The 25,534-nt window shown below is 72.0% G+C and carries 26 protein-coding genes and 1 other RNA gene; 9 read left to right on the top strand and 18 right to left on the bottom strand.

Annotation, left to right across the window (positions count from 1 at the left end; all coding sequences use genetic code 11):
- Positions 1-16: 16 nt before the first annotated feature.
- The gene (locus tag KM427_RS16555) at positions 17-3,841 is read right to left on the bottom strand and encodes a patatin-like protein (RefSeq protein WP_215524613.1); all 3,825 of its coding nucleotides are present in this window, start codon (positions 3,839-3,841) and stop codon (positions 17-19) included.
- 101 nt (positions 3,842-3,942) lie between these two features.
- Between KM427_RS16555 and KM427_RS16560 the strand changes: the two genes are divergently transcribed.
- The 4 genes from KM427_RS16560 to KM427_RS16575 all read left to right on the top strand — a co-directional run bounded on the left by KM427_RS16560 (position 3,943) and on the right by KM427_RS16575 (position 7,855).
- Positions 3,943-4,419, top strand: coding sequence for a VOC family protein (locus KM427_RS16560; protein WP_215524614.1), 477 nt, complete (start codon positions 3,943-3,945; stop codon positions 4,417-4,419).
- Positions 4,420-4,518: 99 nt separating this feature from the next.
- Positions 4,519-5,382, top strand: coding sequence for a 3-methyl-2-oxobutanoate hydroxymethyltransferase (panB, locus tag KM427_RS16565; RefSeq protein WP_502887138.1), 864 nt, complete (start codon positions 4,519-4,521; stop codon positions 5,380-5,382).
- A gap of 40 nt (positions 5,383-5,422) precedes the next feature.
- Complete coding sequence (locus KM427_RS16570) at positions 5,423-6,589, top strand: PQQ-dependent sugar dehydrogenase (protein ID WP_215524616.1); 1,167 nt, start codon at positions 5,423-5,425, stop codon at positions 6,587-6,589.
- 9 nt (positions 6,590-6,598) lie between these two features.
- A complete protein-coding gene (locus KM427_RS16575; protein ID WP_215524617.1) occupies positions 6,599-7,855 on the top strand; it encodes a hemolysin family protein in 1,257 nt (418 codons plus the stop codon).
- A gap of 6 nt (positions 7,856-7,861) precedes the next feature.
- Here the strand turns inward: KM427_RS16575 and KM427_RS16580 are convergent, their stop codons facing one another.
- From KM427_RS16580 to KM427_RS16595, 4 genes are read right to left on the bottom strand one after another with little or no spacing between them, the layout of a single operon-like run.
- Positions 7,862-8,134: a hypothetical protein gene (locus tag KM427_RS16580; protein WP_215524618.1), complete on the bottom strand. Its 273-nt coding sequence runs from the start codon at positions 8,132-8,134 to the stop codon at positions 7,862-7,864.
- Positions 8,124-8,297, bottom strand: coding sequence for a hypothetical protein (locus KM427_RS16585; RefSeq protein ID WP_183594026.1), 174 nt, complete (start codon positions 8,295-8,297; stop codon positions 8,124-8,126). The genes KM427_RS16580 and KM427_RS16585 overlap by 11 nt, the downstream gene beginning before the upstream one ends.
- 29 nt (positions 8,298-8,326) lie before the next feature.
- Positions 8,327-8,764 (bottom strand): tetratricopeptide repeat protein, encoded by a 438-nt coding sequence (locus KM427_RS16590; RefSeq protein ID WP_215524619.1) that lies wholly within the window; start codon positions 8,762-8,764, stop codon positions 8,327-8,329.
- A gap of 17 nt (positions 8,765-8,781) precedes the next feature.
- Positions 8,782-9,330, bottom strand: a complete 549-nt coding sequence (locus KM427_RS16595) for a GNAT family N-acetyltransferase (protein WP_215524620.1) — start codon at positions 9,328-9,330, stop codon at positions 8,782-8,784.
- A 104-nt stretch (positions 9,331-9,434) separates the two neighbouring features.
- Here KM427_RS16595 and rnpB point away from each other — a divergent pair.
- The 3 genes from rnpB to KM427_RS16610 all read left to right on the top strand — a co-directional run bounded on the left by rnpB (position 9,435) and on the right by KM427_RS16610 (position 10,703).
- Positions 9,435-9,844, top strand: an RNA gene (rnpB, locus tag KM427_RS16600) — RNase P RNA component class A.
- A gap of 221 nt (positions 9,845-10,065) precedes the next feature.
- Positions 10,066-10,293, top strand: a complete 228-nt coding sequence (locus KM427_RS16605) for a FitA-like ribbon-helix-helix domain-containing protein (protein ID WP_183594023.1) — start codon at positions 10,066-10,068, stop codon at positions 10,291-10,293.
- The gene (locus KM427_RS16610; RefSeq protein ID WP_215524621.1) at positions 10,290-10,703 is read left to right on the top strand and encodes a type II toxin-antitoxin system VapC family toxin; all 414 of its coding nucleotides are present in this window, start codon (positions 10,290-10,292) and stop codon (positions 10,701-10,703) included. Before KM427_RS16605 ends, KM427_RS16610 begins: the two co-directional genes overlap by 4 nt.
- A gap of 69 nt (positions 10,704-10,772) precedes the next feature.
- Here KM427_RS16610 and KM427_RS16615 read toward each other — a convergent pair whose 3' ends face one another.
- The 12 genes from KM427_RS16615 to KM427_RS16670 all read right to left on the bottom strand — a co-directional run bounded on the left by KM427_RS16615 (position 10,773) and on the right by KM427_RS16670 (position 22,024).
- Positions 10,773-11,639 (bottom strand): fumarylacetoacetate hydrolase family protein, encoded by an 867-nt coding sequence (locus tag KM427_RS16615; RefSeq protein ID WP_215524622.1) that lies wholly within the window; start codon positions 11,637-11,639, stop codon positions 10,773-10,775.
- Positions 11,640-11,724: 85 nt separating this feature from the next.
- Positions 11,725-12,231, bottom strand: coding sequence for a flavin reductase family protein (locus KM427_RS16620; RefSeq protein WP_215524623.1), 507 nt, complete (start codon positions 12,229-12,231; stop codon positions 11,725-11,727).
- Between the two features lie 26 nt (positions 12,232-12,257).
- The gene (locus tag KM427_RS16625) at positions 12,258-13,718 is read right to left on the bottom strand and encodes a purine-cytosine permease family protein (protein ID WP_215524624.1); all 1,461 of its coding nucleotides are present in this window, start codon (positions 13,716-13,718) and stop codon (positions 12,258-12,260) included.
- Positions 13,719-13,761: 43 nt separating this feature from the next.
- The gene (locus KM427_RS16630; RefSeq protein WP_215524625.1) at positions 13,762-14,184 is read right to left on the bottom strand and encodes a RidA family protein; all 423 of its coding nucleotides are present in this window, start codon (positions 14,182-14,184) and stop codon (positions 13,762-13,764) included.
- 11 nt (positions 14,185-14,195) lie between these two features.
- Positions 14,196-15,764, bottom strand: coding sequence for an aldehyde dehydrogenase family protein (locus tag KM427_RS16635; RefSeq protein WP_215524626.1), 1,569 nt, complete (start codon positions 15,762-15,764; stop codon positions 14,196-14,198).
- On the bottom strand, positions 15,761-16,192 hold the full coding sequence (locus KM427_RS16640) for a cupin domain-containing protein (RefSeq protein WP_183594017.1): 432 nt from the start codon (positions 16,190-16,192) through the stop codon (positions 15,761-15,763). The genes KM427_RS16635 and KM427_RS16640 overlap by 4 nt, the downstream gene beginning before the upstream one ends.
- Complete coding sequence (locus KM427_RS16645) at positions 16,189-16,923, bottom strand: RraA family protein (RefSeq protein ID WP_215524627.1); 735 nt, start codon at positions 16,921-16,923, stop codon at positions 16,189-16,191. The genes KM427_RS16640 and KM427_RS16645 overlap by 4 nt, the downstream gene beginning before the upstream one ends.
- Positions 16,920-17,855 carry a VOC family protein gene (locus tag KM427_RS16650; RefSeq protein WP_215524628.1) on the bottom strand — a complete coding sequence of 312 codons (936 nt, stop codon included), beginning with the start codon at positions 17,853-17,855 and terminating at the stop codon, positions 16,920-16,922. Before KM427_RS16650 ends, KM427_RS16645 begins: the two co-directional genes overlap by 4 nt.
- Before the next feature lie 23 nt (positions 17,856-17,878).
- Positions 17,879-19,441 carry a 4-hydroxyphenylacetate 3-hydroxylase N-terminal domain-containing protein gene (locus KM427_RS16655; protein WP_183594014.1) on the bottom strand — a complete coding sequence of 521 codons (1,563 nt, stop codon included), beginning with the start codon at positions 19,439-19,441 and terminating at the stop codon, positions 17,879-17,881.
- A 259-nt stretch (positions 19,442-19,700) separates the two neighbouring features.
- The gene (locus KM427_RS16660) at positions 19,701-20,645 is read right to left on the bottom strand and encodes a LysR family transcriptional regulator (protein ID WP_183594013.1); all 945 of its coding nucleotides are present in this window, start codon (positions 20,643-20,645) and stop codon (positions 19,701-19,703) included.
- Between the two features lie 69 nt (positions 20,646-20,714).
- The gene (locus tag KM427_RS16665; protein ID WP_215524629.1) at positions 20,715-21,623 is read right to left on the bottom strand and encodes a cation diffusion facilitator family transporter; all 909 of its coding nucleotides are present in this window, start codon (positions 21,621-21,623) and stop codon (positions 20,715-20,717) included.
- Complete coding sequence (locus tag KM427_RS16670) at positions 21,623-22,024, bottom strand: ArsR/SmtB family transcription factor (RefSeq protein ID WP_252274580.1); 402 nt, start codon at positions 22,022-22,024, stop codon at positions 21,623-21,625. The genes KM427_RS16665 and KM427_RS16670 overlap by 1 nt, the downstream gene beginning before the upstream one ends.
- 106 nt (positions 22,025-22,130) lie before the next feature.
- Here KM427_RS16670 and KM427_RS16675 point away from each other — a divergent pair, with 106 nt between their 5' ends.
- Both KM427_RS16675 and KM427_RS16680 read left to right on the top strand, forming a co-directional pair.
- Entirely contained in the window at positions 22,131-22,826 is a 696-nt protein-coding gene (locus KM427_RS16675) for a response regulator transcription factor (protein WP_215524630.1), read from the top strand.
- Positions 22,823-24,268, top strand: a complete 1,446-nt coding sequence (locus tag KM427_RS16680; protein WP_215524631.1) for a sensor histidine kinase — start codon at positions 22,823-22,825, stop codon at positions 24,266-24,268. Before KM427_RS16675 ends, KM427_RS16680 begins: the two co-directional genes overlap by 4 nt.
- Here the strand turns inward: KM427_RS16680 and KM427_RS16685 are convergent.
- Entirely contained in the window at positions 24,261-25,508 is a 1,248-nt protein-coding gene (locus KM427_RS16685; RefSeq protein WP_252274582.1) for an MFS transporter, read from the bottom strand. The genes KM427_RS16680 and KM427_RS16685 overlap by 8 nt on opposite strands.
- Positions 25,509-25,534: the final 26 nt, after the last annotated feature.

A 25,534-nucleotide genomic window follows, 5' to 3' on the forward strand; every position in this document is an offset into this window, starting at 1 on the left:
GAGTCTAGGTGTGGGCCTAGGTATGACCCGCCGCCCTCCAGATGCGCCGGGCCAGGCCGTCGCCGGTCCCGGAGAGCACGAGGTCGTCGTCGGCGACCTGCGTCAGATAGACGTACGCCGTGCCGCGCGTGCGCAGCCGCCGCACCAGCAGGTCCCGCGTCTCGTCGAGGCTGGGGCCGACGGCGAACGCGCCGGCCCGGACCTGCCGCTCCAGCTCGGTCGCGAAGCGGCCGCGGGCCCGGCGCGGCAGCGCCACGACGAGCACCGCGAGCAGCACGGTCATCACCAGCGCGCCGATCACCGAGGCCCAGAGCGCGACCCCGGTGGCGGTCAGCTCGCCCTGGTGCTCGCCGGTGTCGAAGCGCAGGTCGTCGCCGAGCGCGCGCACCAGGAGCCAGAGCAGCACCCCGACCGCGGCGGACAGGATCGCGTAGACGCAGGCCCAGGCACCCGCCACCGCCTGTGGCTGCACCAGCCGATCCTCGGCCCAGCCGTCGGCGGCCAGGAAGCGCACCCGGAAGGCCGACGACTCGCGCTCGGCCAGCCAGCAGGCCACGTCGACGACGACCGACACGGCCAGCAGCACCAGCGCGGGCCTCCAGGAGACGGTGATCCATACGGCGGCCACGACCGCCGCCTCCAGCACCAGCGTGCCGCCGATCAGGGCGATCAGCCACCCGCGCCCACCGCTGTCGGTGACCACCGCGAACGGCGTACGCACCAGCGCCGGCAGGGATCCCAGGATGACCAGGCCCGCGATCAGCGCGGCCACGAACGGCAGCACGGCGAGCGTGGGCAGGGTCGTCTCCGTCGGCCGGACCTGCTGGGTCACGGCGTACGCGATCAACGGGATCACCGGGCTGAGCAGTGCGATGCCGTGCAGCAGGCTGCCGGTGCGCAGCGCGGCGTAGGCGAAGCCGAAGAGCAGCGCCGACACCCCGATCAGCGCCACCCAGCGCGGGGTCGCCGACAGCACCAGCGAGAGCGCCAGCATCGCGCCGCCGAGCGCCAGCACGGCGATGGCGACGGTGTTGCCGATGCGGGCGCCACCGGTGAGGCCGCGGGCCACCCAGTACGGCAGCAGCGCCAGGCCCCGGATCGTGCGGGTCAGCGGCTTGGCGGCCGGTACGCCGAGCTTCGGGCTGTCCAGCACGGTGGCACCGACGGCCACCGCGGTGACGCCGGTGCGGATCAGCAGGTCGCCGGACGCCTCGGCGTCGAGCGGCTCGCGGCCGACGCCCGCGCGGTCGAAGGCGCGCAGTCCGGCCAGCCCGAGACCCCGGCGCTGGGCGGACCTCGGGTCGTCGGGTGGTGCGGCGCCCGGCTCGTTGGACGTCAGCAGCACCGGCCCCAGCCCCTTGAGCTGGTCGAGCAGGGCCGCGTTGTCCTCGACGAAGCGTTCCCCGTGCGAGGCCTGGGTCGCGCCCTCCCGGCGGTCCGCGGCGACCGCGTCCCGCAGCGCGGGCAGGTCCTCGGCCGCGACATCCGCCTGGATCGCCCAGGCGAACAGCCCGGCCAGCGCCTCCAGCGTGGGCGGCCGGTCGGCGGTGTCGTGGTAGACGTACCGGTCCAGCTCCACGACCGCCCGCTGCCGGAGCGAGAGGAAGCCCGGCCCCGGCTCCCGGCCCTCGAACAGCGTCGCCACCCAGGCGTCGACCCACCCCTGCGCCGTCGCCGGCCAGGGCTCGCCGCGCCGCTCGGCGTCCTCGCGGGCGCGGCGCAGCCGGTCGGGGTCCAGGAGCACCTGACAGAGCATCGTGGCGGCGTCGAGCCGGCCCCAGATCCAGTCGTTGATCCGCCAGGACTCCTTGAGGAAGCCGGCGAAGCGGCCGAGCCGGGCGCCGCCCAGCTTGTCGCTGCCCTGGGTGGTCACCTGCGCGAAGGCGTTGCTGGTCTGCAGGCTCACCTGCACCAGCTCGACCAGCTGCTCCGAGCCTCGTTCGGGGGCGTTGCTCAGACACGCGGTCACCACGTCGAGCCGCACCAGCTCCGCGATCAGCTCACGCTCGTCGGCGACGTTCCCGAGGAGCTTCTGCCAGGCCTGGAGCGCCAGCTGATCGTCGCCGGTCACGACGTCGGCGAGCCGGTCGACGGCCGGCGTCAGCGCGAGCAGCGAGGACGCGAGCTCGATCAGGCCGTCGGCGACCTCGGTGCCGACCCTGCGCTCGGGATAGGTCGCGTTGACCAGGTCGGCGAGGTCCTGGCGGCGCTGCGGGTCCGGGGTGAGTCGCTCGAAGTCGGCCGCCTCCAGCTCGCGCCCGCCGCGGTAGGCGCGCTGCTGGGCGGCCATCCGGACCTGCCAGTACGACGTGTTCGGCGGCAGCCCGCTCAGGCAGCCGCGGAACCACACGTCGTCGAACCCGCGCCGGGCCCGCTCGACCCGGCGGCGTACGTCGAAGAGCGCCATCCGCTGGCGCTCGACCAGCACCCGCTCGTCCGCGGTCAGTTCGAGGCGCACCAGCCGGCGCGCCAGGTCGAGCGCGTCGTCGGCCAAGTGCTCGGCGGTGGTGACGCCCCACGGCCAGCCGCGCGCGGGGTCGAACCGCCAGTCGCGCGCCTCCGCCGTGGTGACGACGTACGGCAGGCCGTGCGTCGCGTCGACGCGCTGCTGCGCCTTCTCGACGGATCCGAGCACCCGGTCGTAGGACCAGCCCGGCACCGTCGGCACCCGTTCGGCGAGGTCGCGGGCGGCCCGGCGCAGGCGCAGCTCGCGGTAGTGCGGGTAGAGCGTCCCGAACAGCCCGGACAGCACGTCGGTCAGGCCGTTGTCGGTGCTGCGCTGGAGGCTGATCAGCACGTCGGAGCGCCCGAACCTGCGCGCCGCCGCCTGCCGGTTGTGCTCCTCCACCTTCTCGACATGCGTGCGGCTCGCCTCACTGCGGGTCGCGTGGGCGACCCCGGTCAGCGCCTCCACCACCGTCGGCGGGTCCTGCTCCTCGGCGGGCGGGCGCTCCTGCACGGTCGGCGCGTGCGGGAAGACGAGCAGCATCACCCGGCGTACCGCCGTGGTCGCCGGCAGGCTGTCGATCACCTCGAGTGCGGGGAGCGTCGGGGTGTTGACCATCGCACCGCCGTCGACGCCGAAGTGCGACTGGTCCGGCGGTCCGGTCGGGTCGACCCAGTCGGCGACCATCGTCATGTCCGGCCGGCCGTTGCCCGAGACCCCGGTGCCCACCGGCAGGAACGACGGCTCGAAGGCCACCGGGAAGCTCGCCGAGGAGCGGGCGGCCAGGGCGAGCCGGCGCGTGGTCTCGCCGATCTGGTCGGCCGCGAAGTCGTCCTGGCCGTCGTTCTCCAGATGCTTGAAGGTCATCAGGCCGGCGTGCACCTCCTGGGGCAGCGCCTGGCCGAGCGCGTCGGAGGTGACCGTGCGGGCGCCGTCGAGGAGCGTCGTGGTCACGCCGAGGTACACCGGCCGGCGGTCCGACCCGATCGGTGCGTAGTCGACGGTCAGGCCGCGCAGCGCCCGCTCCAGCGACGGCAAGAAGTACTCGTCGCCGCGCAGCAGCGACGCCGGCTGGCCGTGGAACGGCGTACGCAGCAGGGTCTCCATCCGCCCCTGGTCGGCCCACAGGTCGCGCAGTCCGCGCAGGTCGGCGTGGTCGTTGACCTGCGCCAGGGCGAGCGCGGCCCCGTTGATCCCGCCGGCCGACGTACCCGTGATGACGTCGGCACGAGCGCTCATGCCGAGCAGGTCCAACAGCTGGCCGTAGACGCGGTCGCCCCGCGTCATCCGGTCGATCTCGAGGGTGACTCCCCCGATCCAGACGGCGAGGCTCACGCCGCCGTTGAGCACGACGGCGAGGCGGAGCTCTTCCCGAGCGTCCTGCGGTGCTGCCATCCCCTCAGCGTGCGCCGCCGACCGCCCGACCGACATGGCCCGAACGAGGCAGATCCGTGCCGGTTGCGATGAGTTCTCGGACCGGCCGCGGTCTGCACGGCATGCCTGAGATCAGCACCTGCCTGTGGTTCGACGACAACCTGATGGAGGCCGTGGAGTTCTACACCGCGGTCTTCCCGAACTCCGAGATCCGCGGGGTGTCCCATCACGACGACGGCAGCGTGCTCGCCGCCCGGTGGACCCTCGACGGCCGGCCGTTCCGCGGCATCAACGGCGGACCGGTGCACGCCGGCTTCACCGAGACCGTGTCGCTGAGCGTCGACTGCGCCGACCAGTCGGAGGTCGACTACTACTGGGACACCCTGGTCGCCGGCGGCCGGCCCGACCAGTGTGCCTGGCTGCAGGACAGGTTCGGGCTGTCCTGGCAGATCGTGCCGGTGCGCCTCTACGAGCTGATCTCCGATCCCGACCCGGCCCGCGCCCAGGCGGCCGCCGCGGCGATGATGACGATGCAGAAGATCGTGATCGCCGACATGGAGGCGGCGGCCGACGCCGCCCGCCCCGCCGGCATCGCGTGACGAGGCACACAGGCCTCAACGGGGCGGTCCGGGGCTAGCCTGACGAACGGTCCGTGGACTCCATCAGGGAGCCGCGAGATGACATGTCAGGGAGATTCCATGAGCGAGGAGACCGCGCCGTACGGCACCGGTCCGGCCAAGGCCCAGCAGACGGAGGGAGCCGCCGCGATCAAGCGGATCCGCACCCACCACCTACGCGAGATGAAGCAGCGCGGCGAGCGGTTCGCGATGCTCACCGCCTACGAGCAGTACGCCGCCCAGACCTTCGACGAGGCCGGTATCGAGGTCCTGCTGGTCGGCGACAGCGCCTCCAACAACGTCTTCGGCAACGAGACCTCGCTGCCGGTGACCGTCGACGAGCTGATCCCGCTGGCGCGCGCCGTGACGAGGTCGGTACGCCGCGCGCTGGTCGTCGCCGACCTGCCGTTCGGCTCCTACCAGGCCTCGCCCGAGCAGGCCTACCTGACCGCCGTCCGGTTCATGAAGGAGGCCAACGCGCACGCCGTGAAGCTCGAGGGTGGCGTCGAGATGGCCCCGCAGGTGCGCAAGCTGACCGAGGGCGGCATCCCCGTGATGGCGCACATCGGCTTCACCCCACAGTCGGAGCACAACCTGGGCGGCTACCGCGTGCAGGGCCGCGGCGACGCGGCCAAGCGGGTCATCGAGGAGGCCCGGGCGATGGAGGAGGCGGGCGCCTTCTCCGTCGTGATGGAGATGGTGCCCGGCGACGTCGCCGCCGACGTCACGGCGTCCGTGTCGATCCCCACCATCGGCATCGGCGCCGGGGCGGGCTGCGACGGCCAGGTGCTGGTGTGGCAGGACGCCTTCGGGCTGCGCACCGGCCGGATGCCGCGCTTCGTGCGGCAGTACGCCGACCTCCACGGCGTCCTGCTCGACGCGGCGCGGGCCTACGCCGCCGACGTCCGCGCCGGCACCTTCCCGGCCGAGGAGCACACCTTCTGACCCCACCCGCGGTCTCATCAACCGTCGCTACCGTGCCGCCATGCGCTCCGTCGTTCTCGGGTTGACCACGGCCCTCGCACTCGCCCTGCCCGCCGCACCCGCGGTCGCCTGCACGCCCGACCACTCCGACCGGGATGCGGTCGGGCGGGCCGCGGCGTACCCACCGCTCGCGGTCAAGCGGCTCGTGCGCGACCTCGACCATCCGTGGGACGTCCGCGTGCTCGGTCGCGGCGTGCTGCTCTACACCCAGCGCGACCGGGCCACGCTCGGGGTGTGGGACCACGGGCGCCGGCACCGGGTGCGGTTCCCCAGCGGCTCGGTGTGGGTCAGCGGCGAGACCGGGCTGATGGGCCTCGAGGTCGACCCGCGCTTCGCGACGAACCGGCGGATCTACACCTGTCAGGGTGGCACCACCGCGGGCGGCCACGACGTCCGCGTGATCGCGTGGCGGCTGAACACCGACCTGACCAGGGCCACGAAGGTGCGGCGACTCGTCGGCGGACTCCCGGCGACCAGCGGTCGCCACGGCGGCTGTCGCCTGCTGGTCGACGACGCGGGCTCGCTCCTGGTCGGCACCGGCGACGCCGCCACCGCCACCAACCCGCAGAACAAGCGGTCGCTCGGCGGCAAGACGCTGCGGCTCGACCGCTTCACCGGCAGGCCGTGGCCCGACAACCCGTTCGCCGGGGCGCGGAGCCGCGCGCAGCGCTACGTCCACACCTACGGGCACCGCAACGTGCAGGGCCTCAGCCAGCGCGCCGACGGCACGCTGTGGTCGATCGAGCAGGGCACCGATCGGGACGACGAGGTCAACCGACTCGTCAACGGCGGCAACTACGGCTACGACCCGGGCCCGGGCTACGACGAGAGCGTGCCGATGACCGACCAGTCGCTGCCCGGTCGACAGGTCGAGGCCGTGTGGAGCTCGGGCTACCCGACGCTGGCCACCTCCGGCGGCGGCTTCGTCGGCGGCCCAGGGCTCGGGGCGTACGACGGCACCCTGGCCGTCGCGGCGCTCAAGGCCGAGCGGGTGCTGTTCCTGACGCTGTCGGCCGACGGCACGCTCCAGCGGGTGCACGTGCCCGCCGAGCTGCGACGCTACGGCCGGATCCGCACCGTGGTCGACGGCCCCGGTCCGACGTTCTATGTGACCACCGACAACGGCGGCGGCACCGACGTGATCCTGCGGGTACGACCGCGCCGCTAGATTTCACGGGTGGACGCCCAGACGCTGACCAACCTGCTGCTCGTCCTGGCCTTCATCCTCGTCGGCGGCGTGTTCGCCGGCACCGAGATCGCGCTGGTCTCGCTACGCGAGGGCCAGATCAACGCCCTCGCCGAGCGCGGCCCGCGCGGGGCCAGGGTCGCGCGGGTCGCCCGCGACCCCAACCGGTTCCTCGCCGCCGTCCAGATCGGCGTCACCGTGGCCGGCTTCTTCTCCGCGGCGTACGGCGCGTCGACGCTGGCGCCCGACTTCGCCCCGGTGCTCGTCGATCTCGGCCTCAGCGGAGCCGCCGCCGACACGCTGGCGCTGATCCTGCTGACGCTGTTCATCGCCTACCTGTCGCTGGTGCTCGGCGAGCTGGTGCCCAAGCGGCTCGCCCTCCAGCGCGCCGCGGGCGTCTCGTACGTCGTCGGCGGGCCGCTCGACCGGTTCGCCGTCCTGATGCGGCCGGTGGTGTGGCTGCTCTCGCTCTCGACCAACGCCGTGGTTCGGGTCTTCGGCGGCGACCCCGGCGCGACGGCGGAGCAGCTCAGCGACGACGAGCTGCGGTTCCTCGTCGACCAGCACGAGGGGCTGGCCGACGACGAGCGCAAGATCCTCACCGACGTCTTCGACGCCGGCGACCGGTCGCTGAGCGAGGTGATGCGGCCCCGGCGCGACGTCACGTTCCTCGCCGCCGACTGCACCGTCGCCGAGGCGACCGAGGCGGCGCTGTCCCACCCCTACTCGCGCTTCCCGGTGACCGGCACCGGCCCCGACGACATCCGCGGCTTCCTGCACGTGCGCGACCTGCTCGGTGCCGACCCGAAGCGCCGGATCCGCGGCCTGACCCGCGACATCGTGCACCTGCCGGCCACCAACCGGTTGCTGCCGTCGCTGGCCCGGATGCGCGACGAGGGTCGCCACATCGCGGTCGTGGTCGACGAGTACGGCGGCACCGACGGCATCGTCACCCTCGAGGATCTCGTGGAGGAGCTGGTCGGCGACATCCGCGACGAGTACGACGAGGCCGCGCCCGAGACCGCGCCCGACGTCGTCGACGCGGGCCTGACGATCGAGGAGTTCGCCCGCGAAACCGGCGTGCCGTTGGAGGACGGCCCCTACGAGACCGTCGCCGGCTACGTCATGCACCGGCTCGGCCGGCTGGCGGAGATCGGCGACGCCGTGGTCGTGGACGGCCACCGGCTCGTCGTCACCGACGTCGACCGGCACCGGATCACCCGGGTCTCGGTGCGGCCGGGCGCCTGAGGGCGCTCAGGCCGTCCAGCCCAGCCACGCCCCACCCGCGGTCACGACCGCGAACCACAGCACCACGGCGAACACCGCGACTCCCGGGACCCATCGCGGCCGCGGGGTCCACCACGCGCACGCGACGACCAGCAGGAGCACCCACACGACGAGCAGCAACGCGACCGCCCACCACGGGGCGACCAGCCCACTCGCGGCGTACAGGAAGAAGGCGCAGGCCATCCCCGCCATGCCCACGAACGGCCAGGGCGAGGTCCGGCGCGTCGAGTCAGTCGTCATTCCAGTCCGGGTCGTTGTCCCAGTCCTCGTTGCGCTGCTCGGCCGTCTCGAGCGCCCGCTCGGCCTCCTCGCGCGTGTCGTAGGGCCCGAGCCGGTCGATCGGCGGGCAGATGTTGTCCTCGTCCTCGACCCGGCGGTGCCGCACGCAGAACCAGTAGCTCATGCTGCCGAAACTACACGCGGCACGGCCCGTCAGGTCAGGTCGTCGAGGTTCCGCTCACCGGTCTCGGCGAGCCGTCGCTCGACCCGCAGGACCGCCAACTCGTGCTCGGGGTCGCCCGACATGGCGGCGGCCAGGCGCAGGTGAGGCAACGCCTCGGCGTACCGCGACTGCCGCTCGAGGGCGCGGCCGAGCGCGTGCCGGACCCAGTCGTCGTCGGGTCGCCGCTCGGCCAGCGCGGCGAGCTCGGTCTCGGCGGGCCCGAGCTGGGCACGGATCAGGTAGGCCCACGCCCGCAGCGTCAGCAGGCCGGTGTTGTCGGGCTCCTGCTCGAGCGCGGGGGTCAGCACCTCGAGCGCCTCCCGGGGCGCGCGCCGGGCGAGCAGGTCGAAGGCGGTGCGGTAGGCCGATTCGGGTGCCGCCTGGTCCGGGAAGACGACCGGCGGCGTGGGCAGCGTGTCGTCGTACATGCCCGCTCAACACCGGGTCAGGGCAGGGGATTCCCGGGCGGGTCGTCGTGCAGGATGCGCTGGAAGAGCACGTGGTCGCGCCACGCGCCGCGCAGGTAGAGGAACCTCTCCGCCGTGCCGTACTCCGTGAAGCCGCTGCGCCGCAGCACCGCCTGCGACGCCGCGTTGTGCGGCATCGTGCCGGCCTCGAGCCGGTGCAGCCCGAGCCTGGTCGCCTCCCGGGCGACGTGCTCGACGGCCGCGGTCGCCAGGCCCCGACCCAGGTGCTCGTGGTCGATCCAGTAGCCCACCGTGCCGGTCTGCAGGATGCCGCGCACGATGTTGTTGAGCATGATCCGGCCGACCACCACGTCGCCGTACGTGAGCAGCCAGAGGTAGGACCGGCCCTGCTCGGCCTGCATCAGGTTGCGGCCGACCTCCGCTTCCTGCCCCGCGTCGGTGTAGAACTCGTCCGGCCGCTCCGGGTCCCACGGCGCGAGGTGCTCCCGGTTGCGCCGGAACGCCGCCGCCAGCGCGGCCCCGTCACCCCGCCGCAGCGCCCTGATCTCGTACCCGTCCGCCAGCACCGCGCCAGCCTAGGCCCTCCCCCGGACGTCATACGGACAGTGCGTCCCCTTCCACCATCCGTATGACGTCCCCCGCCCCACCTGCCCTATCCTGTCCCTGCGGATGGGCTGGCCGGGCGACCGCGTCGCCGTGCTCGCGAGAGTGCGGTGCCGAGGAAGGTCCGGGCTCCACAGGGCGAGGTGGTGGGTAACGCCCACCCGGGGAAACCCGCGGGACAGTGCCACAGAGAACAGACCGCCTCCCGCCTGACGGCTCTGCCTGACGACGGGAGGTAAGGGTGAAACGGTGGTGTAAGAGACCACCAGCGACCGGGGCGACCCGGCCGGCTCGGTAAACCCCACCTGGAGCAAGGTCAAGAAGTCCGGAGCCTTCGGGCCCCGGACGCGCGCACGACCGAGGGCGGCCCGCCCGAGTGCGCGGGTAGACCGCTGGAGGCGGCCGGCAACGGCCGTCGTAGATGGATGGTCGCCACGCTTCGGCGTACAGAACCCGGCCTACAGGCCAGCCCATCCGCACAACAGCGTCACCGACGTCCTCTCGATGCTCGTTGCAAGGGCCGACGAGGCCACGATCCTCGAGGGACACCCCGACCGACCTGACCTCCGAGGACATCACGGCCTGCTTGACGTACGCCGCCGCAAGGGTCGATCCGAACTTCGTCGCGACGCCATGAGCGCCTGACACAGATACAGGACGGCGGTGATATCGTGTGATCGATATCGGAGGTGATCGCCGTGGAGCAGATCCTGATTCGCAACCTGCCGCCCGGCACCAAGGCCAAGTTGAAGGCTCGCGCTGGGCAGCATCATCGAAACACAGAGGCTGAGGTGCGGGCCATCCTCGTTGAAGCTCTGGAGCGCGAGCCGGTCACGCTGGTTGATCTTCTCAGCACCGATGAGGGCGCCGACATCGACTTCGAGCCCGGCCGCCTCGGTCTGACGGCCCGAGTGCCCGAACTGTGAGGTACCTGCTCGACACGAATGTGGTCTCGGCGCTGCGGGTGCGCGGACGCAATCCCGCGGTCGAAGTCTGGGCTGCGTCGGTCGCCGTGAACGACCAGTTCATCGCCGCGACCACGGTTGCCGAGATCGAACGTGGCGTGGCCGCCTTGGAGCGGTCCGACGCCGAGCAAGGAGCGGTGCTCCGCCGTTGGTTCAGCGAGCGAGTACTGCCCGCGTTCGCCGATCGCGTTCTGCCGTTCGATCTAGCCGCAGCACGCGTCTTAGCGACCTACCGGGTTCCCGAGCACGCCCCGCTTGACGATGCCCTCATCGCGGCCGTCGCGCGAGCCAACGAGCTCGTGGTCGCGACCCGCAACACCAAGCACTTCGAGCCTCTCGGGGTACAACTCCTCAACCCGTGGGACGCCTGAGCTCGCACAGCACGTCCGGCCGTCCTGGTCCGAACGAAGCCATTCTCGATGTCTGCTCGCCACAGCCGCTCAGCGTCGGCCGCGCGGCCTCACAGCGGCGCCGCACGAGGAACCGATGACCACATTGGTGCAGGCGCCGATCCCCTTGATGGCGGCCGTGACGGTGCTGCCCGGGGTGAGGAACACCTGCGGGTCGCGGGCCTGACCGACGCCGGCCGGGGTGCCGGTCGCGATCAGGTCGCCGGGGCGCAGGGTGATCACCGTGGAGACGTACTCCACCAGCGCGACCGGGTCGAAGAGCAGGGTCGCGGTGTCGTCGTCCTGCATCACGATGCCATCGACGACGGTGCGGACGTTCACCTGTGGCCGGACGCCGCCCGGGAGCTCGTCGGGGGTGACGAGGTACGGCCCGACCGGGGTGGAGGAGTCCCAGATCTTGCCCTGGGTCCACTCGATGGTGCGGAACTGCCAGTCGCGCACGGAGATGTCGTTCATGACGGTGAAGCCCGCGATCGCGGCCGCCGCCTCCGCGGGCGAGGCCCGGCGGACCTGCCGGCCGACGACCAGCGCGAGTTCGACCTCCCAGTCCAGCCGCTCGGTCTCGGGCGGCTTGACGAGTGGGTCGTTCGCGCCGATCAGGGTGTCGGCGAACTTGGGGAACAGCGTGGGGAACGCCGGGAGCTCGCGGCCCATCTCCTGGATGTGGTTCGTGTAGTTGTGGCCGACGCACAGCACCTTCGACGGGTTCGGCACCAGCGGCGCGAAGTCCGCGTCCGCGACGGGGTAGGTCCGCATCCCGGTCGTCGCCGCCGTCCTCTCCCAGTCGGCCTCCGCCAGCAGTACGCCGAGGTCGGGCCGGCCGAGGTCGACCAGGCGGTCGCCCTCGAGTCTGACCGCCCGGGTCCCGCTCTCCGTGCGGACGGTGGCGAGCCTCATCGCCCGAACCACTCGGGCACGGGCCGGACCGCCGTCTCCAACAGCAGGTCGAGGTAGTCGGCGTAGGGGAACCCGTCGAGGGCGTTCATGCGTGGCCGCCCGCCGCCAGCTGGCGCCAAGCGCCTTCGAAGAAGACGAGCGGTCCGGCTCCGTCACGCTCACCGAAGGCGGTCACCCGGCCGACGACGAGCACGTGGTCGCCCCCGTCGTACGTCGCCCACGGCGCGCACTCGAAGTACGCGAGCGCCCCCCTCACCCGGGGCGCTCGCCCCTCGGTGACCCACTCGACGTCGGACCCGTCGCCGGGCCGGCCCGCGAAGTGGAGGCCGGTGGCGAGCTGCTCCTCCGCCAGCACGTTGATCGCGTAGTGGCCGGTCTCGAGGAACTCGCGTGCCCGCGAGCTCTTCCGGATCGCCACCAGCGCCAGCGCCGGGTCGAGCGAGACCGAGGTGAACGAGTTGACGGTCATGCCGTAGCGGGCACCGGCGGACTCGTAGGTCACGGCGACCACGCCGGTGGCGAACCGCCCGAAGGCGCTGCGGAGGGCGGGCGACTCCACCACGGAGGGCGCGTCGACGACATGCTGGGACATCCGGGTTCTCCTCTTCACGTGGGCGGTCAGAGCGCTTCGTCGAGCGCCTCGGCCTCGGCGACGAAGCCGGTGCCGGTGCCCTCGGGAAGCACCGAGCGCAGCAGCGGGTAGCCGACGACCGCGACCACGAGCGACACCAGGAAGCCGAGGGTGACGATCTCCGCCTCCATCAGCCAGATGCCGACCGCCGCGGCCACGACGAGGGTGGTCACGCCCGCCCAGTTCCACTTCTCGATCCGGTGGCTGCCGTCGACGCTGCCACGACGGACGACGTAGTAGTCGGCGATCATCACGCCGGCCATGGCCAGCGTCATCGCACCGAGGTAGGACAGGTACGTGTTGAACTCGTCGAGGATCCCGGCGGCGATCATGAGCAGCGCGATCACGTTGCCGACGACCACCATCACGGCGCGGCCGGGCTTCTTCCCGAAGAGGGAGTCGACGAGGTTCACCAGGGCCAGCGACCCCGAGTAGGCGTTGATCGCCTGCGCCTTGGCCTGGGCGGCGTAGATCGTCACGAACCCGGCCCAGCCGGCGAAGATCACGAAGAACGCGCCGGTGTTGCCCATCACCAGGCCGCTGCCGGCCGCGGCCGCCGCCTCCGGGGTGAGCCCGGCGTCGCGCGCCATCAGGTACTCGACCACCTCGGACATGCCGCCGATGACGACGAGCGAGCCGAGCACGATCATCACCACGTTCTGCACCAGCGGCCCGGCCGCGGCGAGCACGGTGACGTCCTTGTCGGTGCGGGCGTAGCGGGCGAAGTCGGCGGTGACCAGCGCGATCGTGCCGGCGGTCGCGCCGATCACCGACACGGCGGTCTCGAACTTGGTCCAACCGCCGCCCGGGACGACGCCGTCGAACCCGAACACCGCGGAGACACTGGCGCCGTCGACGACGTAGATCTGCACGATCATGTACGCCGTCACCAGGAGCGTCACGACGATCATCGCCGCGCCGGCGCGCAACGCGAGCTTGATGCCGAAGATCGCGAGGGCGATCCACAGCAGGGTCAGGACGCCGTACACCCCGATCTTCGTGGCCCAGGTGTCCTCCCACTCGAACATCAGCAGCGTGCCCTCGTAGAGCAGCGCCGACTCGACGGCGAGGAAGCCGAGGATCATGACCGCGAACACCACGGAGCCGACGGCGGAGCCACGTTGGCCGAAGCCGAAGAACCGAGACGTCACGGTGCCGGACAGGCCGGTGCGGTAGGCCATGTTCCCGAGCAGCTTGCCGAGCGCGAACCCGAGTACGCCGACGGCGACGCCGGCGACCAGGCCCCAGACGAAGCCGGCCAGGGTCACGGTGAAGCCGGCGATCGCGAAGATGACCAGGGCGGTCGCGACGCTGACGGGCGACAGGGCCAGCTGGAAGCCGCTGCGGCGGTCCACGGCCGGCACGCTGACCAGCGCGTGGTCCTCCGCCGCCGCGGCCAGCGAGGTCTCCACCGACCGAGACGAGTCGGGGTTGTTCAGAGTTGTCATGGGCGTTCCTTGGGGTCCGGACGGAGGGTGGGGGCGACGCGGGTCAGTCGGCGCTGCAGCCGGCGACCGCGATGGCTTCGATCTCGAGGAGGATCTCGGGCTTCGCGAGGGCCGAGACCTCGACGAGGGTGCACGCCGGGAAGTCACCGGTGAAGAACTCCTCGCGGGCCTGCCAGACGGCGCGGTTGCGGCTGATGTCGGTGACGTAGATCGTCATCTTGACCACGTCGTCCATCACCGCGCCGGCCGCCTCGACCAGGTTCTTGATCTTGGTGAAGATCACCCGCGCCTGCTCGTACTCGCCGCCGACGACGGTCTCGCCGTCGTCGGCACGGGCGGTCATGCCGGAGACGAGGACCAGGTCCCCAATGCGGTAGCAGTTCGACCACAGCCGGTCGGCGGGCTCGCGCACCGCCTCCGACCGGATCCGCTGCTTCTTCTGGCTCACCAGGTTCAACGTGTTCACGACAGTGCTCCTCACAGCTCGATCAGGTGGTCCCAGGCGGAGGTTCCGCCCCAGTTCACGCACACCGACTGGCGGCGCATGAAGCCCTTCCAGGCGTCCGAGCCCGCGGTCCGCCCTCCCCCGGTCTCCTTCTCGCCGCCGAAGGCGGCCCCCACGTCGGCACCGGTCGTCCCCATGTTGATCCGGACGATCCCGCAGTCGCTGCCGCGGGCGGAGAGGAAGGTCTCGATGTTCGTGAGGTTGGTCGAGTGCATGCCGGAGGCGAGCCCCTGGGCGACGTCGTTGTGGATCCGGATCGCCTCGTCGAGGGTCTGGTAGGTCAGCACCGACACGATCGGCGCAAACGTCTCCTCCTGGGCGATCTCGAAGTCCGGCTTGACGTCGGTGACGATCGCCGGCTCCACGAAGAGGCCGGGGCGGTCGAGTACCCGCCCGCCGTACGCCACGGTCGCGCCCTGCGCCATCGCACGCTCCAGTACGTCGCGGTACTGGTCGACCGCAGCAGCGTCGATGAGCGGGCCGACCACGGTGCCGGGGTCGCGCGGGTCGCCGATCGCGATCTGGTCGAAGGCCTGCTTCATCCTCTCGACGAGCGCGTCGACGACGTCGACGTGCGCGATCACCCGCCGGGTGCTGGTGCAGCGCTGGCCGGTGGTGCCGACGATACCGAAGGTGAGTGCCTTCGCGGCCAGGTCCAGGTCGGCGGTCTCGTCGACGATGCAGCCGTTGTTGCCCGAGCACTCCAGCTGGTAGCGGCGCCCCAGGGTGGACCCCACGATGGCGGCGACCTTCTTCCCGACCCCGGTCGAGCCGGTGAAGGAGATCATCGCGACCCTCGGGTCGGCGACCATCAGCTCCGCATCGGCGTCGTCCGCGGGCAGGTAGAGGGAGAAGACGCCGTGGTGGCCGAGCTCCTCGGCCGCGCGGTTCACCAGCTGCTGCAGGGCGATCGCGGTCAACGGCACCTTCGGGCTCGGCTTCCACACCACGGTGTTGCCGGCGATCGCCGACAGGAACCCGTTCTGCGCCCACACGGCCGCGGGGAAGTTGTAGGCGCTGATGATGCCCACGACGCCGAGCGGCAGCCACTGGTCGTACATCCGGTGGTCGGGCCGCTGCGACTGCTGCGTGAACCCATAGAGCATCCGTGCCTGGCCGGCGGCCAGGACGGACATGTCGATCGACTCCTTGAGCTCGCCCTTCGCCTCCATCACCGACTTGCCGGTGTCCAGGCAGACGATCGCCGCGAGCGCGTCGATGTTCTCCTCGATCAGCTGACCGATCCGGCGCACGAACTCGCCGCGCCGGGGCGCCGGCACGTTGCGCCACCGCTCCTGGGCGCTGGTCGCGCCGGCGAGGATCTCCTGGTAGTCGGCACCGGTGGAGCCGGCGACCCGGGCGACGGTCGTGCCGTCGGCCGGGTTCTGGGCGTCGATCAGGTCGCGGCCCTCGACCGGGCCCCAGCCCGTCGCGGCGGAGTAGGTCCCGGAGAGCACCCGGTCCAGGCCAAAGGAGGCGAGCGCCTCGGCCGGGTCGAACCTCTGGTCGGTCATCTGCGTGCTCCCGTTCGTGGCGGTCATGCCGGGTCCTTGGCGAGGAAGTCGCCGATCGTCTCGTCGGTGTGGTACTCGGGCTTCTCGTAGTAGTGCGGCCCGTCGTAGATCTCGATCAGCACGCTGCGCTCGTGGGCGAGCGTCGGACCGTGCGGGTGGTCCTTGGGGTTCATGTAGAAGGAGCCGGGCCCCAGCCGCTTGCCGGAGTCGGTGTACTCGTAGTCGCCCTCGAGGCAGTACATGAACTGGTTCGAGGCGTGTGTGTGCTTGGTGGGGATCCGGCCACCCGGCTCGTACTCGAGAAGCGCGATGCTTGCACCGGTCTCCTCGTTCTTGAACAGGAAGTACTGGCGGAAGCCGTACTCCGGGTAGTCGATCCACTGGTCCTCGTCGAGGTCGGTGGCGTGCACCAGCAGCTCGAGGGACTTCAGGCTCGCTTCGGTGACGTCGGTCATGCGCTCTCCTCCGGGTGCGGGCGGCCGGCGGCCACCCACGCGTCGTACTCGGTCCGGCTCTCGGGGGTGGCCGGGAACAGGCCGAAGATGGGTCGGCCGGCCCCGATCTGCAGCTCGGCGAACTGCTCGTACTGGTGGGCGTCGTACGCCGCCTGGGCGACCTCGACCACGAGGTGGCGCGGGACCACGACGACCCCGTCGCGGTCGCCCACGACGATGTCGCCCGGATAGACCGCGACGCCCGCGCAGCCCACCGGCTCGTCGAGCGCGATCGGGTGCAGGGCGATCGGCGTCGCCGGCGGCGCGCCACCCGTCTGGTAGCAGGGCAGGCCGGTGGCCGCGATCCCCGTGGCGTCGCGGTACCCACCGTCGGTGACGACGCCCACCACGCCACGCTGGCGCAGGCGGGTCGCCATCATGTCCCCCATCGACGACGCCCGGGTCGAGCCGAAGGCGTCGATCACCAGCACCGAGCCGGGCGGCGCCTCCTCGATGGCGCGCCGGTGGAGGTTGGAGTCCTCGGCGTACTCGTCCAGCGAGTCCAGGTCCTCCCGGGCGGGGATGAACCGGAGCGTGTACGCCGGCCCGACGAGCTGCTCCTGGTCCGTGCCCAGGGGGACGACGCCGTGCAGCACGACGTTGCGGAATCCGCGCGTGTAGAGGGCGTTGGCGACGTTCGCGGTGCCGACCTGGCGGAGCTGCTCGAGGGCCGCCTCCTCCGCCGGGCTCACTGGAAGAACTCCAGCGGCGGCCGGTTGCCCCACTGCGTGGTCTCGCTGGCGGTGCCGTTGAACGACGTCGGCCGGTGGCTGGCATCGACCACGTCGCCGTCGGTGTAGTGCTCGATCCGGAACCCGTGCGGGTCCTTCCAGTAGTCGAAGACCTGGCTGCCGAGCCGGTGCCGGCCGACGCCGACGTCGAGCGTGAACCCCGCCTCAAGCAGGTAGTCGTGCGCCGACATCACCGCGTCGAGGTCGAGCACCTCGAACGCGCTGTGGTGGACGCCGACCCAGTCGGACTGCAGCACCAGCAGGAAGTGGTGGTCAACCAGCTGGTCGCCGAGGTCGAGCCGCAGGAACGTGCCGTACGGCGGGTCCTCGGTGCCCGCCGGGACCATGTAGTCGGACGGCAGGAAGTTGAAGCGCTCCATCAGCCAGGCGACGGTCGCGTCGTGGTCGCTGACATGGAGCACGAAGTGCCCCAGCCGGGCGATGGTGCACGGCGCGGTCTCGATCCGCACCGACTCGTGGACCCGCGGCTTGTCCGTGAGGTTGTTGAACCGGAACGGATCGCGGTCCGCGAGCGGCTCGGCCTTCGTCCTCCCCCAGATCGCCTTGATCTCGATCCCGTCGGGGGTGTGCATCACGACCTCGAGGCCGCCGCCGGGCTCGGTCGACTCCCCGACGGCCGAGGAGCCGGGCAGGGCGGCCAGCTCGTCGAGGTCCTCGCGGGTGGCCATCTCGATCGACGCCCCGACGAAGCGCTGCCGGGGTGCCTTGCGGCTGACGTGGATGTGGTGCTGGGTGCCCGTCCCTCGCATGTAGAGGGTCTGCTCGTCGCCACCCTCCGCCGGCGTCATCCCGAACGCCGTGAGGAACCTCTTCTGGAGCTCCAGATCCGGGATCTCGTAGGTGACCTGGGCGCAGTCGACTGCGGTCGCCATGGCTGTCTCTCCTCGGCGCCTCGTCAGCGACCGAGGACGCTGACGTCGTCCGGTCCGACCAGGTCGTCGACGGTCCACCCGTCGAGGTCGTACTCGTCCATCGCGGTCTGCGCGAACTGCCGGCACTCCTCCAGCAGCCCGGTGCCGAGGGCGGCGAACAGGTTGGTCTGGCGGGTGACGTCGTTGCTGCCGATGTAGTTGATCTCGTACAGCTCGTGTCGGGCGCCGAACTCGGTGCCGATCGAGTCCCAGAGCAGCTTCATCACCTTGACCCGCTCCTCCGCGGTGATGCCGTTGGTGCCGCGCAGGTAGGTGTCGAGGTAGCCGCTGATCTCCGGCGCCTTGAAGTCGCTGGAGTGGGAGTTGAGGTAGATCAGCCCGCTGGCCACCACCTGCTCGATGATGTTCTTGATCTTCGGCATGGCGAGCTGGTTCATCACCCGGTAGGCGCCGGCGAAGTGCGGGTCGGGGCGGACCATCCCGTTCTTCCACGGGACCCCGCTCTTGGCCATCGCGTCGGACAGCGCCCAGAAGGTGTTGCGCCAGGCGATCACCTCGCCGAGCTGCGACTTCACGCCGTGGAACTCACCGGCGCCGGTCACGTCGAGGGCCTTCGAAAGCAGGCCGACGAGGAAGTCGAGCTTGACGGCGAACCGCGTGCAGCCGTGGAGGGAGGCCCGCTCGAGGTAGCCCGAGTGCACGTTGTAGCGGTTGGCCTGCTCGAGGTCGTTGTGGATGAAGACGTTCTCCCACGGGACGAACACCTCGTCGAAGACCAGGATCGCGTCATTCTCGTCGACCCGGCTGGAGAGTGGGTAGTCGAAGGGGCTGCCGAGCACGGCGGCGCGGTACTCGTTCGAGGTGCGGCAGATCAGCTTCACTCCGGGGGCGTTGGTCGGCGTGATGAAGACCGGGGAGTACGCCGGGTCCTGGATCGCGACCTGACCCACGTGGCCGACGAAGGTGAAGTGGGTGAGCGCGGAGCCGGTGGCGACCACCTTCGCGCCGGAGACGTAGATGCCGTCGGCGGTCTCGCGCGTCACCCGCATGAAGACGTCCTTGCCCGCGTCCGCGCCCATGGCCCGATCGACCGGCGGGTTCATGATGGCGTGGTTGATGTAGTAGGTGCGCTCCTGCGCCTTGCGGTACCAGGCGAGCGCGTTGTCCTCGTAGCCACGGTAGAAGTCGAAGTTGGCGCCGAGGGTGCCGAGGAAGCACCCCTTGTAGTCGGGCGACCGGCCCATCCAGCCCCAGGTGATCCGCTGCCACTCCGCGATCGCGTCGCGGGCCGCGACCTGCTCGTCGACGCTGTTCGCCGCGCGGAAGAACCGATGGGTGAAGCCGCCCCACTCGGTCGGCGTGGTCAGGATGTCCTGGCGCGCCGGGTCGTGCAGGGCGTCGTACATCCGGGCGATCATCCGCGCCGAGTTGCGGAAGGCGGGGTGCTCCGCGACGTTCGTGACGCGCTCGCCGTAGATCCACACCTCGCGACCGTCGTCGAGGCTCGCGAGGTACTCCTCGCCGGTGAAGGGGACGAGGGCGGCCCCGGGCTCGATGGTGTCGTCCTTGGTCAGCAGCTCGCTCATGGCCGGGGATCCTGACAACGGCCGCGCTCGACAAGAAAGAGGAGCGGAGGGGTTGACAACGCCGCGATCCGCCGCCGCCCGGCCCGTCAGGCCGGCGCGTGACCCAGGCCACTCTGCCGCCGCCTAGCGCGCTGACCTGCGCAAACGCCGATCTTGCGGGGCCGGCGCGTTCGATCGTCCCGGGCGCCTCCTCATCTCCGAAAAGCCCAAGAAAACTCGTCCATATCGTGAGATGAGGGTTGCCAGGTCAGATCGAGTTCTATACGGGATCGTCGCCAGGGGTATTCACGGAGGTATATGGCTCGACCCTCACCAGGCGATCGCGGGCGACGGCGCGGCTGGCGTCGAGCCACCGAGCCATCAACGGCGTCACCTCGCCCCCTCGCCGCCACAGCACCGAGACGCCCATGTCGGGCACCCAGTCCGGAGCCCAGAGCGCGGCCACCTCGGGGTTGCCCTTCACCATCCGCTCGGTGACCAGCGCGACGCCAAGCCCGGCGGCGACGAAGCCGACCGAGGTCTGCGGGGTCGACACCTCGATCGTCTCGAAGGTCGGGTCGTCACGGAGCGCCCCTTCGATGGCCTCCGGGAAGCCGTTGAAGGCCGACAGGCGGTAGGGCACCACCCACCGTCCCCAGCCCCGGGCACCCTCGTGCTGCTCGCGCCGGCGGCCGGCAGGGACGGCCAGCTGCACCGGGATCCGGCCCAGCAGCTCGTAGTCGCAGAACTCGGTGACGAAGTCGGCGAACTGGTTCGGGCCGAACGGCACGCACGCCAGGTCCAGCTCGCCCGTCCGGACGCCGTGGAGCAGGGCGTCGGGAGCGGCATCGGTGAGGCTGACGTGCGCACCGGGAGCCGAGTCCACGAAGGCTCCGACGACCTCCGCGATCAGCTCGTTGACCACCATCGGCTCCACGCCGACCCGCAGCTCCCCGACCGCACCGTCGCCCATGAGCGCGAGCTGGCGCACCAGCCGGTCGCGGTCGGCGAGGAGCTGGCCGCCCTCCGCGAGCAGGTAGAGACCCGCGGCGGTCGGCACCACGCCCTTCGCCGTGCGCTCCAGGAGCCGGACGCCGAGCTCCTTCTCCAGCTTCGAGATCGCGATGCTGACCGGCGGTTGCGTGAGGTGGAGCCGCTTGGCGGCCCGGGAGACCGACCCGGCATCGACGACGACCCGGAAGTACTCGAGCTGTCTGAAGTCCACGGCGCGCTACCCCCCGACGAACAGCCTATCGGTGCGGGGCTCCGACCCAGTCGAGCTACACCGACCCGGTCACCAGGTGCTCTCGGTGCACTCCTTGGTCGGGCGGGCCTCGACCTGGAGGGTCGCGTGCTCGAGGTGGTGGTTGTCGCGCATCACGTCGCGGGCGCGGTCGAGCACGGCCTGCGGGTTCGCGTCGGCGGCGACGACGAGGTGGGCGGTGGCGACGTTCATGCCGGAGGTGAGGGTCCAGACGTGGAGGTCGTGGACGTCGACGACGCCCGGGACGGCGGCGAGGTCGCCGACGATGTGGTCGACGTCCATGCCGGCGGGGACGTGCTGGCCCAGGACGTGCAGGACCTCACGGCCGAGGATGACCGCGCGGACGGCGACGAAGGCACCGATGGCCAGGGCGACGGCGGTGTCCCACCAGGTCTGCCCCGTGGTCGTGACGAGGAGGCCGGCGGCGATGACGCCGACGCTGCCGGCGGCGTCGGCGATCACCTCGTAGTAGGCGCCCTTGACGTTGAGCGACTCCTTCGCGCCGCCGCGCAGCAGCATGATCGAGGCGATGTTGATGAGCAGGCCCAGCGCACCGACGACGAGCATCGGGCCGGCCTCGACGTCGACCTGCTCCCCCACGCGGCGCAGCGCCTCGACGACGACGTAGACGGAGACGCCCAGCATGATCAGGACGGTGAGGCCGGAGGCGAAGATCTCGGCCCGGTAGGAGCCGTAGGTGCGCAGCCCGGTGCGGTCCGGGCGGGTGGCGATGCGGGTCGCGGCCAGCGCGGCGCCGAGCGCGACGACGTCGGCGGCCATGTGGCCCGCGTCCGAGATCAGCGCGAGCGAACCGGACAGCAGTCCGAAGACGAGCTCGACGACGAAGAACGCGCCGACCATCCCGAACGCCGTGGCCAGGCGCCAGCGGTGCCGGCCGCCGGCGTGCCCGGAGCCGCCGTGGCTGTGTCCCGCACCCATCAGCCGACCTCCGTCCCGGACACGGAGCCGGAGCCGGAAGGACTCACGGACGCACAGCTGTCCGCCGCGGCGCCGGTCGCGACCAGCACCGACTCGGCGGCCGACAGCAGCCGGTCGACGGGGACCCCGGGCACCAGCGCGAACATCGAGGCCCGCCCCTGCGGGGTCGACGAGACCAGGCCACAGTCCCGCAGACAGGCCAGGTGCTTCGAGACGGTGGACTGCGCCAGGCCGAGGTGCTCGACGAGGTCGGCGACCCGGTGCGGCCCGAGCTCCAGGTGCCGCAGGATCGACAGGCGGGACGGGTCGCCGAGAGCGCGGAAGAGCGCGGAGGCTCCGGCAGACTCGACTGCAGCATGGGCCTGGACCGCATCGGCGGGCGCCACCTGAATCATCGACATAGAGCGATGATATCGCCCCGCGGCGTTGCCGGACACCGGGGGTCGCGCTCTGGCCCCGATGAGGCTCGGCCGGGGACGATGGGCCCAGCCCGGAAGGGGGTGGCGCGTGCGGGTGCTGGTGGCCGAGGACGACGTACGGCTGGCCGAGGTGTTGGAGCAGTCGCTCGCCGAGGCCGGCTGGGCGGTCGAGGTCGTCCACGACGGCCGGTCAGCGTACGCCCGTGCCCTCCCCGACGGCGTGCCGTACGACGTGCTGCTGCTCGACTGGATGCTGCCCGGCATGGACGGCGTCACCGTGTGCCGGCGACTCCGCGATCTCGGGCTGACGACGCCGGTGCTGATGCTCACCGCCCGCGGCGAGGTCCGCGACCGCATCCACGGCCTGGACGCCGGGGCCGACGACTACCTGCCCAAACCGTTCGACCTCGACGAGCTGCTGGCCCGGCTCCGGGCGCTGCACCGGCGCTCGTCGTACGCCGAGCACGAGGTCGTCGAGGTCGGCGACCTCGTCGTCGACGCCGGTTCGCGACGGGTCCGGCGCGGCGAGACCGAGATCGAGCTGTCGGCCCGGGAGTTCGACATCCTGCACCTGCTCGCCGCCAGCGCGGGCCGCGTGGTGTCGCGCTACACGATCCTCGACGACGTCTGGGACGGCGAGACCGACCTGCGCAGCAACGTCATCGACGTCCACCTCGCCTCGATCCGCGGCAAGATCGACAAGCCCTTCGGCACCAGCACGATCACCACCGTGCGCGGCGCCGGCTACCGCCTCGAGCTCCCCGTCGAGCCGGGGCCTCGATGAGCGGCGTACGCCGACTCGGGAGCCGGCTGCCCCTGCGGGTCCGTCTCGTCGCCGGCTTCTCGGTCGTCATGCTCGTGCTGCTGACCGCGGCCGGCGCCTTCGTCTACTGGCGCGTCGAGTACGCGCTCGACCGCGGCCTGGACACCGAGCTCGCGTCGGCCGCCAGCGTGATCGCGCCGCTCGTCGGCGCCGACGGCACCGTCGCCCCACGCGACGCGGCCGACGCCACCGGGGTCGGGTGGCAGGTGCTCGCACACGACGGCACGGTGCTCGACTGGGGCGGCCCGGCCTCGGCGACGCCCCTCGTCTCGGAGTCCCGGCTCGACCAGGTCGGCGAGAGCGGCGTCCGCACCTTCGACGTGGGCAGTCTGCTGCCGGCCGCCGACACGCCGTACCGGGTCCGCGTCGAGGCGCTCCCCGAGACCGGCGCCGGCACGGTCGACTACCTGCTGGTCGGCGTCCGCCGCGACCACCGCGACGAGGCGCTGCGCGAGCTCCTCCTCCAGCTGACCATCGCCGGCCTCGGCGCCCTCGTGATCGCCTCGGTCGTGGGCGACCAGCTCGCCCGCCTGGCGCTGCGCCCGGTGGAGCGCTACCGCAGCCGGGCCGCCGAGATCGCGACCGGTGCCGCGCACCTGCGCCTCGACGTGCCCGAGGCCCGCGACGACGAGGTCACCCGGCTCGGCCACACCCTCAACGAGATGCTCGCGAGCCTGGAGGAGGCCCTGGACCGGGAGCGCCAGTTCGTCAACGACGCGAGCCACGAGCTGCGCACGCCGCTGACGCTGCTGAAGTCCCGGATCCAGCTGACCCGGCGCCGGGTCCGCTCGGTCGAGGAGCACGAGGCCGCGCTCGACGAGCTCGCCGTGGACGTCGCGCGGCTCGCCGAGCTGGCCGAGCAGCTGCTCGACCTGAGCCGGGAGACCGAGCCCCGCGACGCCGTGGGCGACCTCGCCGGGGCCGCCGAGGGCGTCGTCCGGCGCTGGGGCGAGGCCCACCCCGACCGACCCGGGGACGTGACCGTCGAGGTGCCCGGAGGCGCCACGCTCGTGCCCGTCGATCCGCACGCGCTCGAGCGGATCGTGACCAACCTGCTCGCCAATGCGCTCACCCACGGCCGTCCACCCGTCCGGATCCGGGTACGCCGCGAGGGCGATCGCGCGATCGTCGAGGTGGTCGACGACGGACCCGGCATGCCGCCGGACCTGCTCGCCCAGGCCACCCGCCGCTTCAGCCGGGCCCCCGAGGCACGCTCCCGGCCCGGCGCCGGGCTCGGGCTGTCGATCGTCGAGCACCTCGTCACCGCGGCCGGCGGCGAGCTGCGGCTGTGCTACCGAGCGCACCATGTCGCCACCGGAGCACGCACGGACCTCCCCTGCCGCCACGACGACCGGATGACCGTCACCGTCCTGCTCCCCGCCACCGAGCAACCCGTCAGCTGACCGGTCGTCCGACGCGCAGCGTCGCCCAGAGCAGCCCGAACGCGACGACCTGCAGCACCCCGATACAGGCCGCGAGCAGCGCGGCGTGCCCGATGACGAGCGCGCCCGCGAGCGCGCCACCGCCGAGCGCGCCGAGGCCCTGAACCGCCGCGAAGACCCCGTACGCGGTCGCGCGGCGGCTCGGGCCGACCAGGCTCGCAACGTACGCCTTGACCGTCGAGTCCTGCACGCCCGTGGCGAGGCCCCAGACCGCGACGCCGACCAGCACCAGCCACAACTGGTCCGCGAAGACCGCGACCGGCACCACCGAGACGAGCGCCGGTACGGCCAGGAGGATGCCCGCTCCCCAGCGGTCGAAGAGGTCCCCCGTGACCAGCGCCGCGAGCGCCTCGACGGCCATCGCGAGGGCGTAGACCAGCGGCACCGCGGCGATCGCGACCAGTCCGGCGTCGACGAAGCGGTAGGAGATCACGCCGAAGGTCATCAGCCCGGCCGTGGTCAACGCCGCGGACAGCGCGAACAGATGGAAGGTGCCCGGAAGGTCGGAGCCGAGCACGGCGGCGCGCACCCGGCGCAGCGCGCCCCCGCCGGCGGCGGGGACCGGCGTGTCCTCGGGGTCCGGCTCGGCGATCGACGGCACCCGCCGCCGCAGCTGGGCGAGCAGCAGCAGGCACAGGGCGCCCGGGATCGCCAGCACGGCGAACCCCGGCCAGTACGCGCCGGTGACCGCGAGTGCACCGGCCATCAGGAGCGGCCCCGCGAACGCGCCCACCTGGTCGAGGGCCTTGTGTACGCCGAACCCTCGCCCGCGCCCGGTCGCCGTCGCCATCCGCGCGAGGAGCGCGGACTTCGCCGGGCTCCGGATCGCCTTGCCGGTGCGCTCCAGCAGGATCAGGACCGACGCGAGGGCGACGCCGGCCGCACCCACGAACGGCGCGACCGCGAGGAGCGGGACGCAGATCGCGGTCATCGCATAGCCGACGACCGTGAGGCGCCAGTGCCGCCGGCTGTGGTCGGCCCAGGCCCCGGCGGCCAGGCGCAGCACGAGCGCGACCGCCTCCCCCGCTCCCGTCACCAGCCCGACGGTGAGCGCCGAGGCGCCGAGCGATCCCAGGAACGGCCCGGACACGGCCCGCATGCCCTCGTAGACCATGTCGGCCGTCAGGCTGACCAGCCCGAACGCGAACACCGCTCGCCACGGCGTCCAGCCGGCGGTCCCAGCTCGCTGGATGTGCGCCACGTCCGCCCATCCTGCCCCGTCGCGGG

It is taken from the genome of Nocardioides sp. LMS-CY (genome assembly GCF_018732145.1).
In the GTDB taxonomy this organism is placed as follows: Bacteria; Actinomycetota; Actinomycetes; order Propionibacteriales; family Nocardioidaceae; genus Nocardioides; species Nocardioides soli.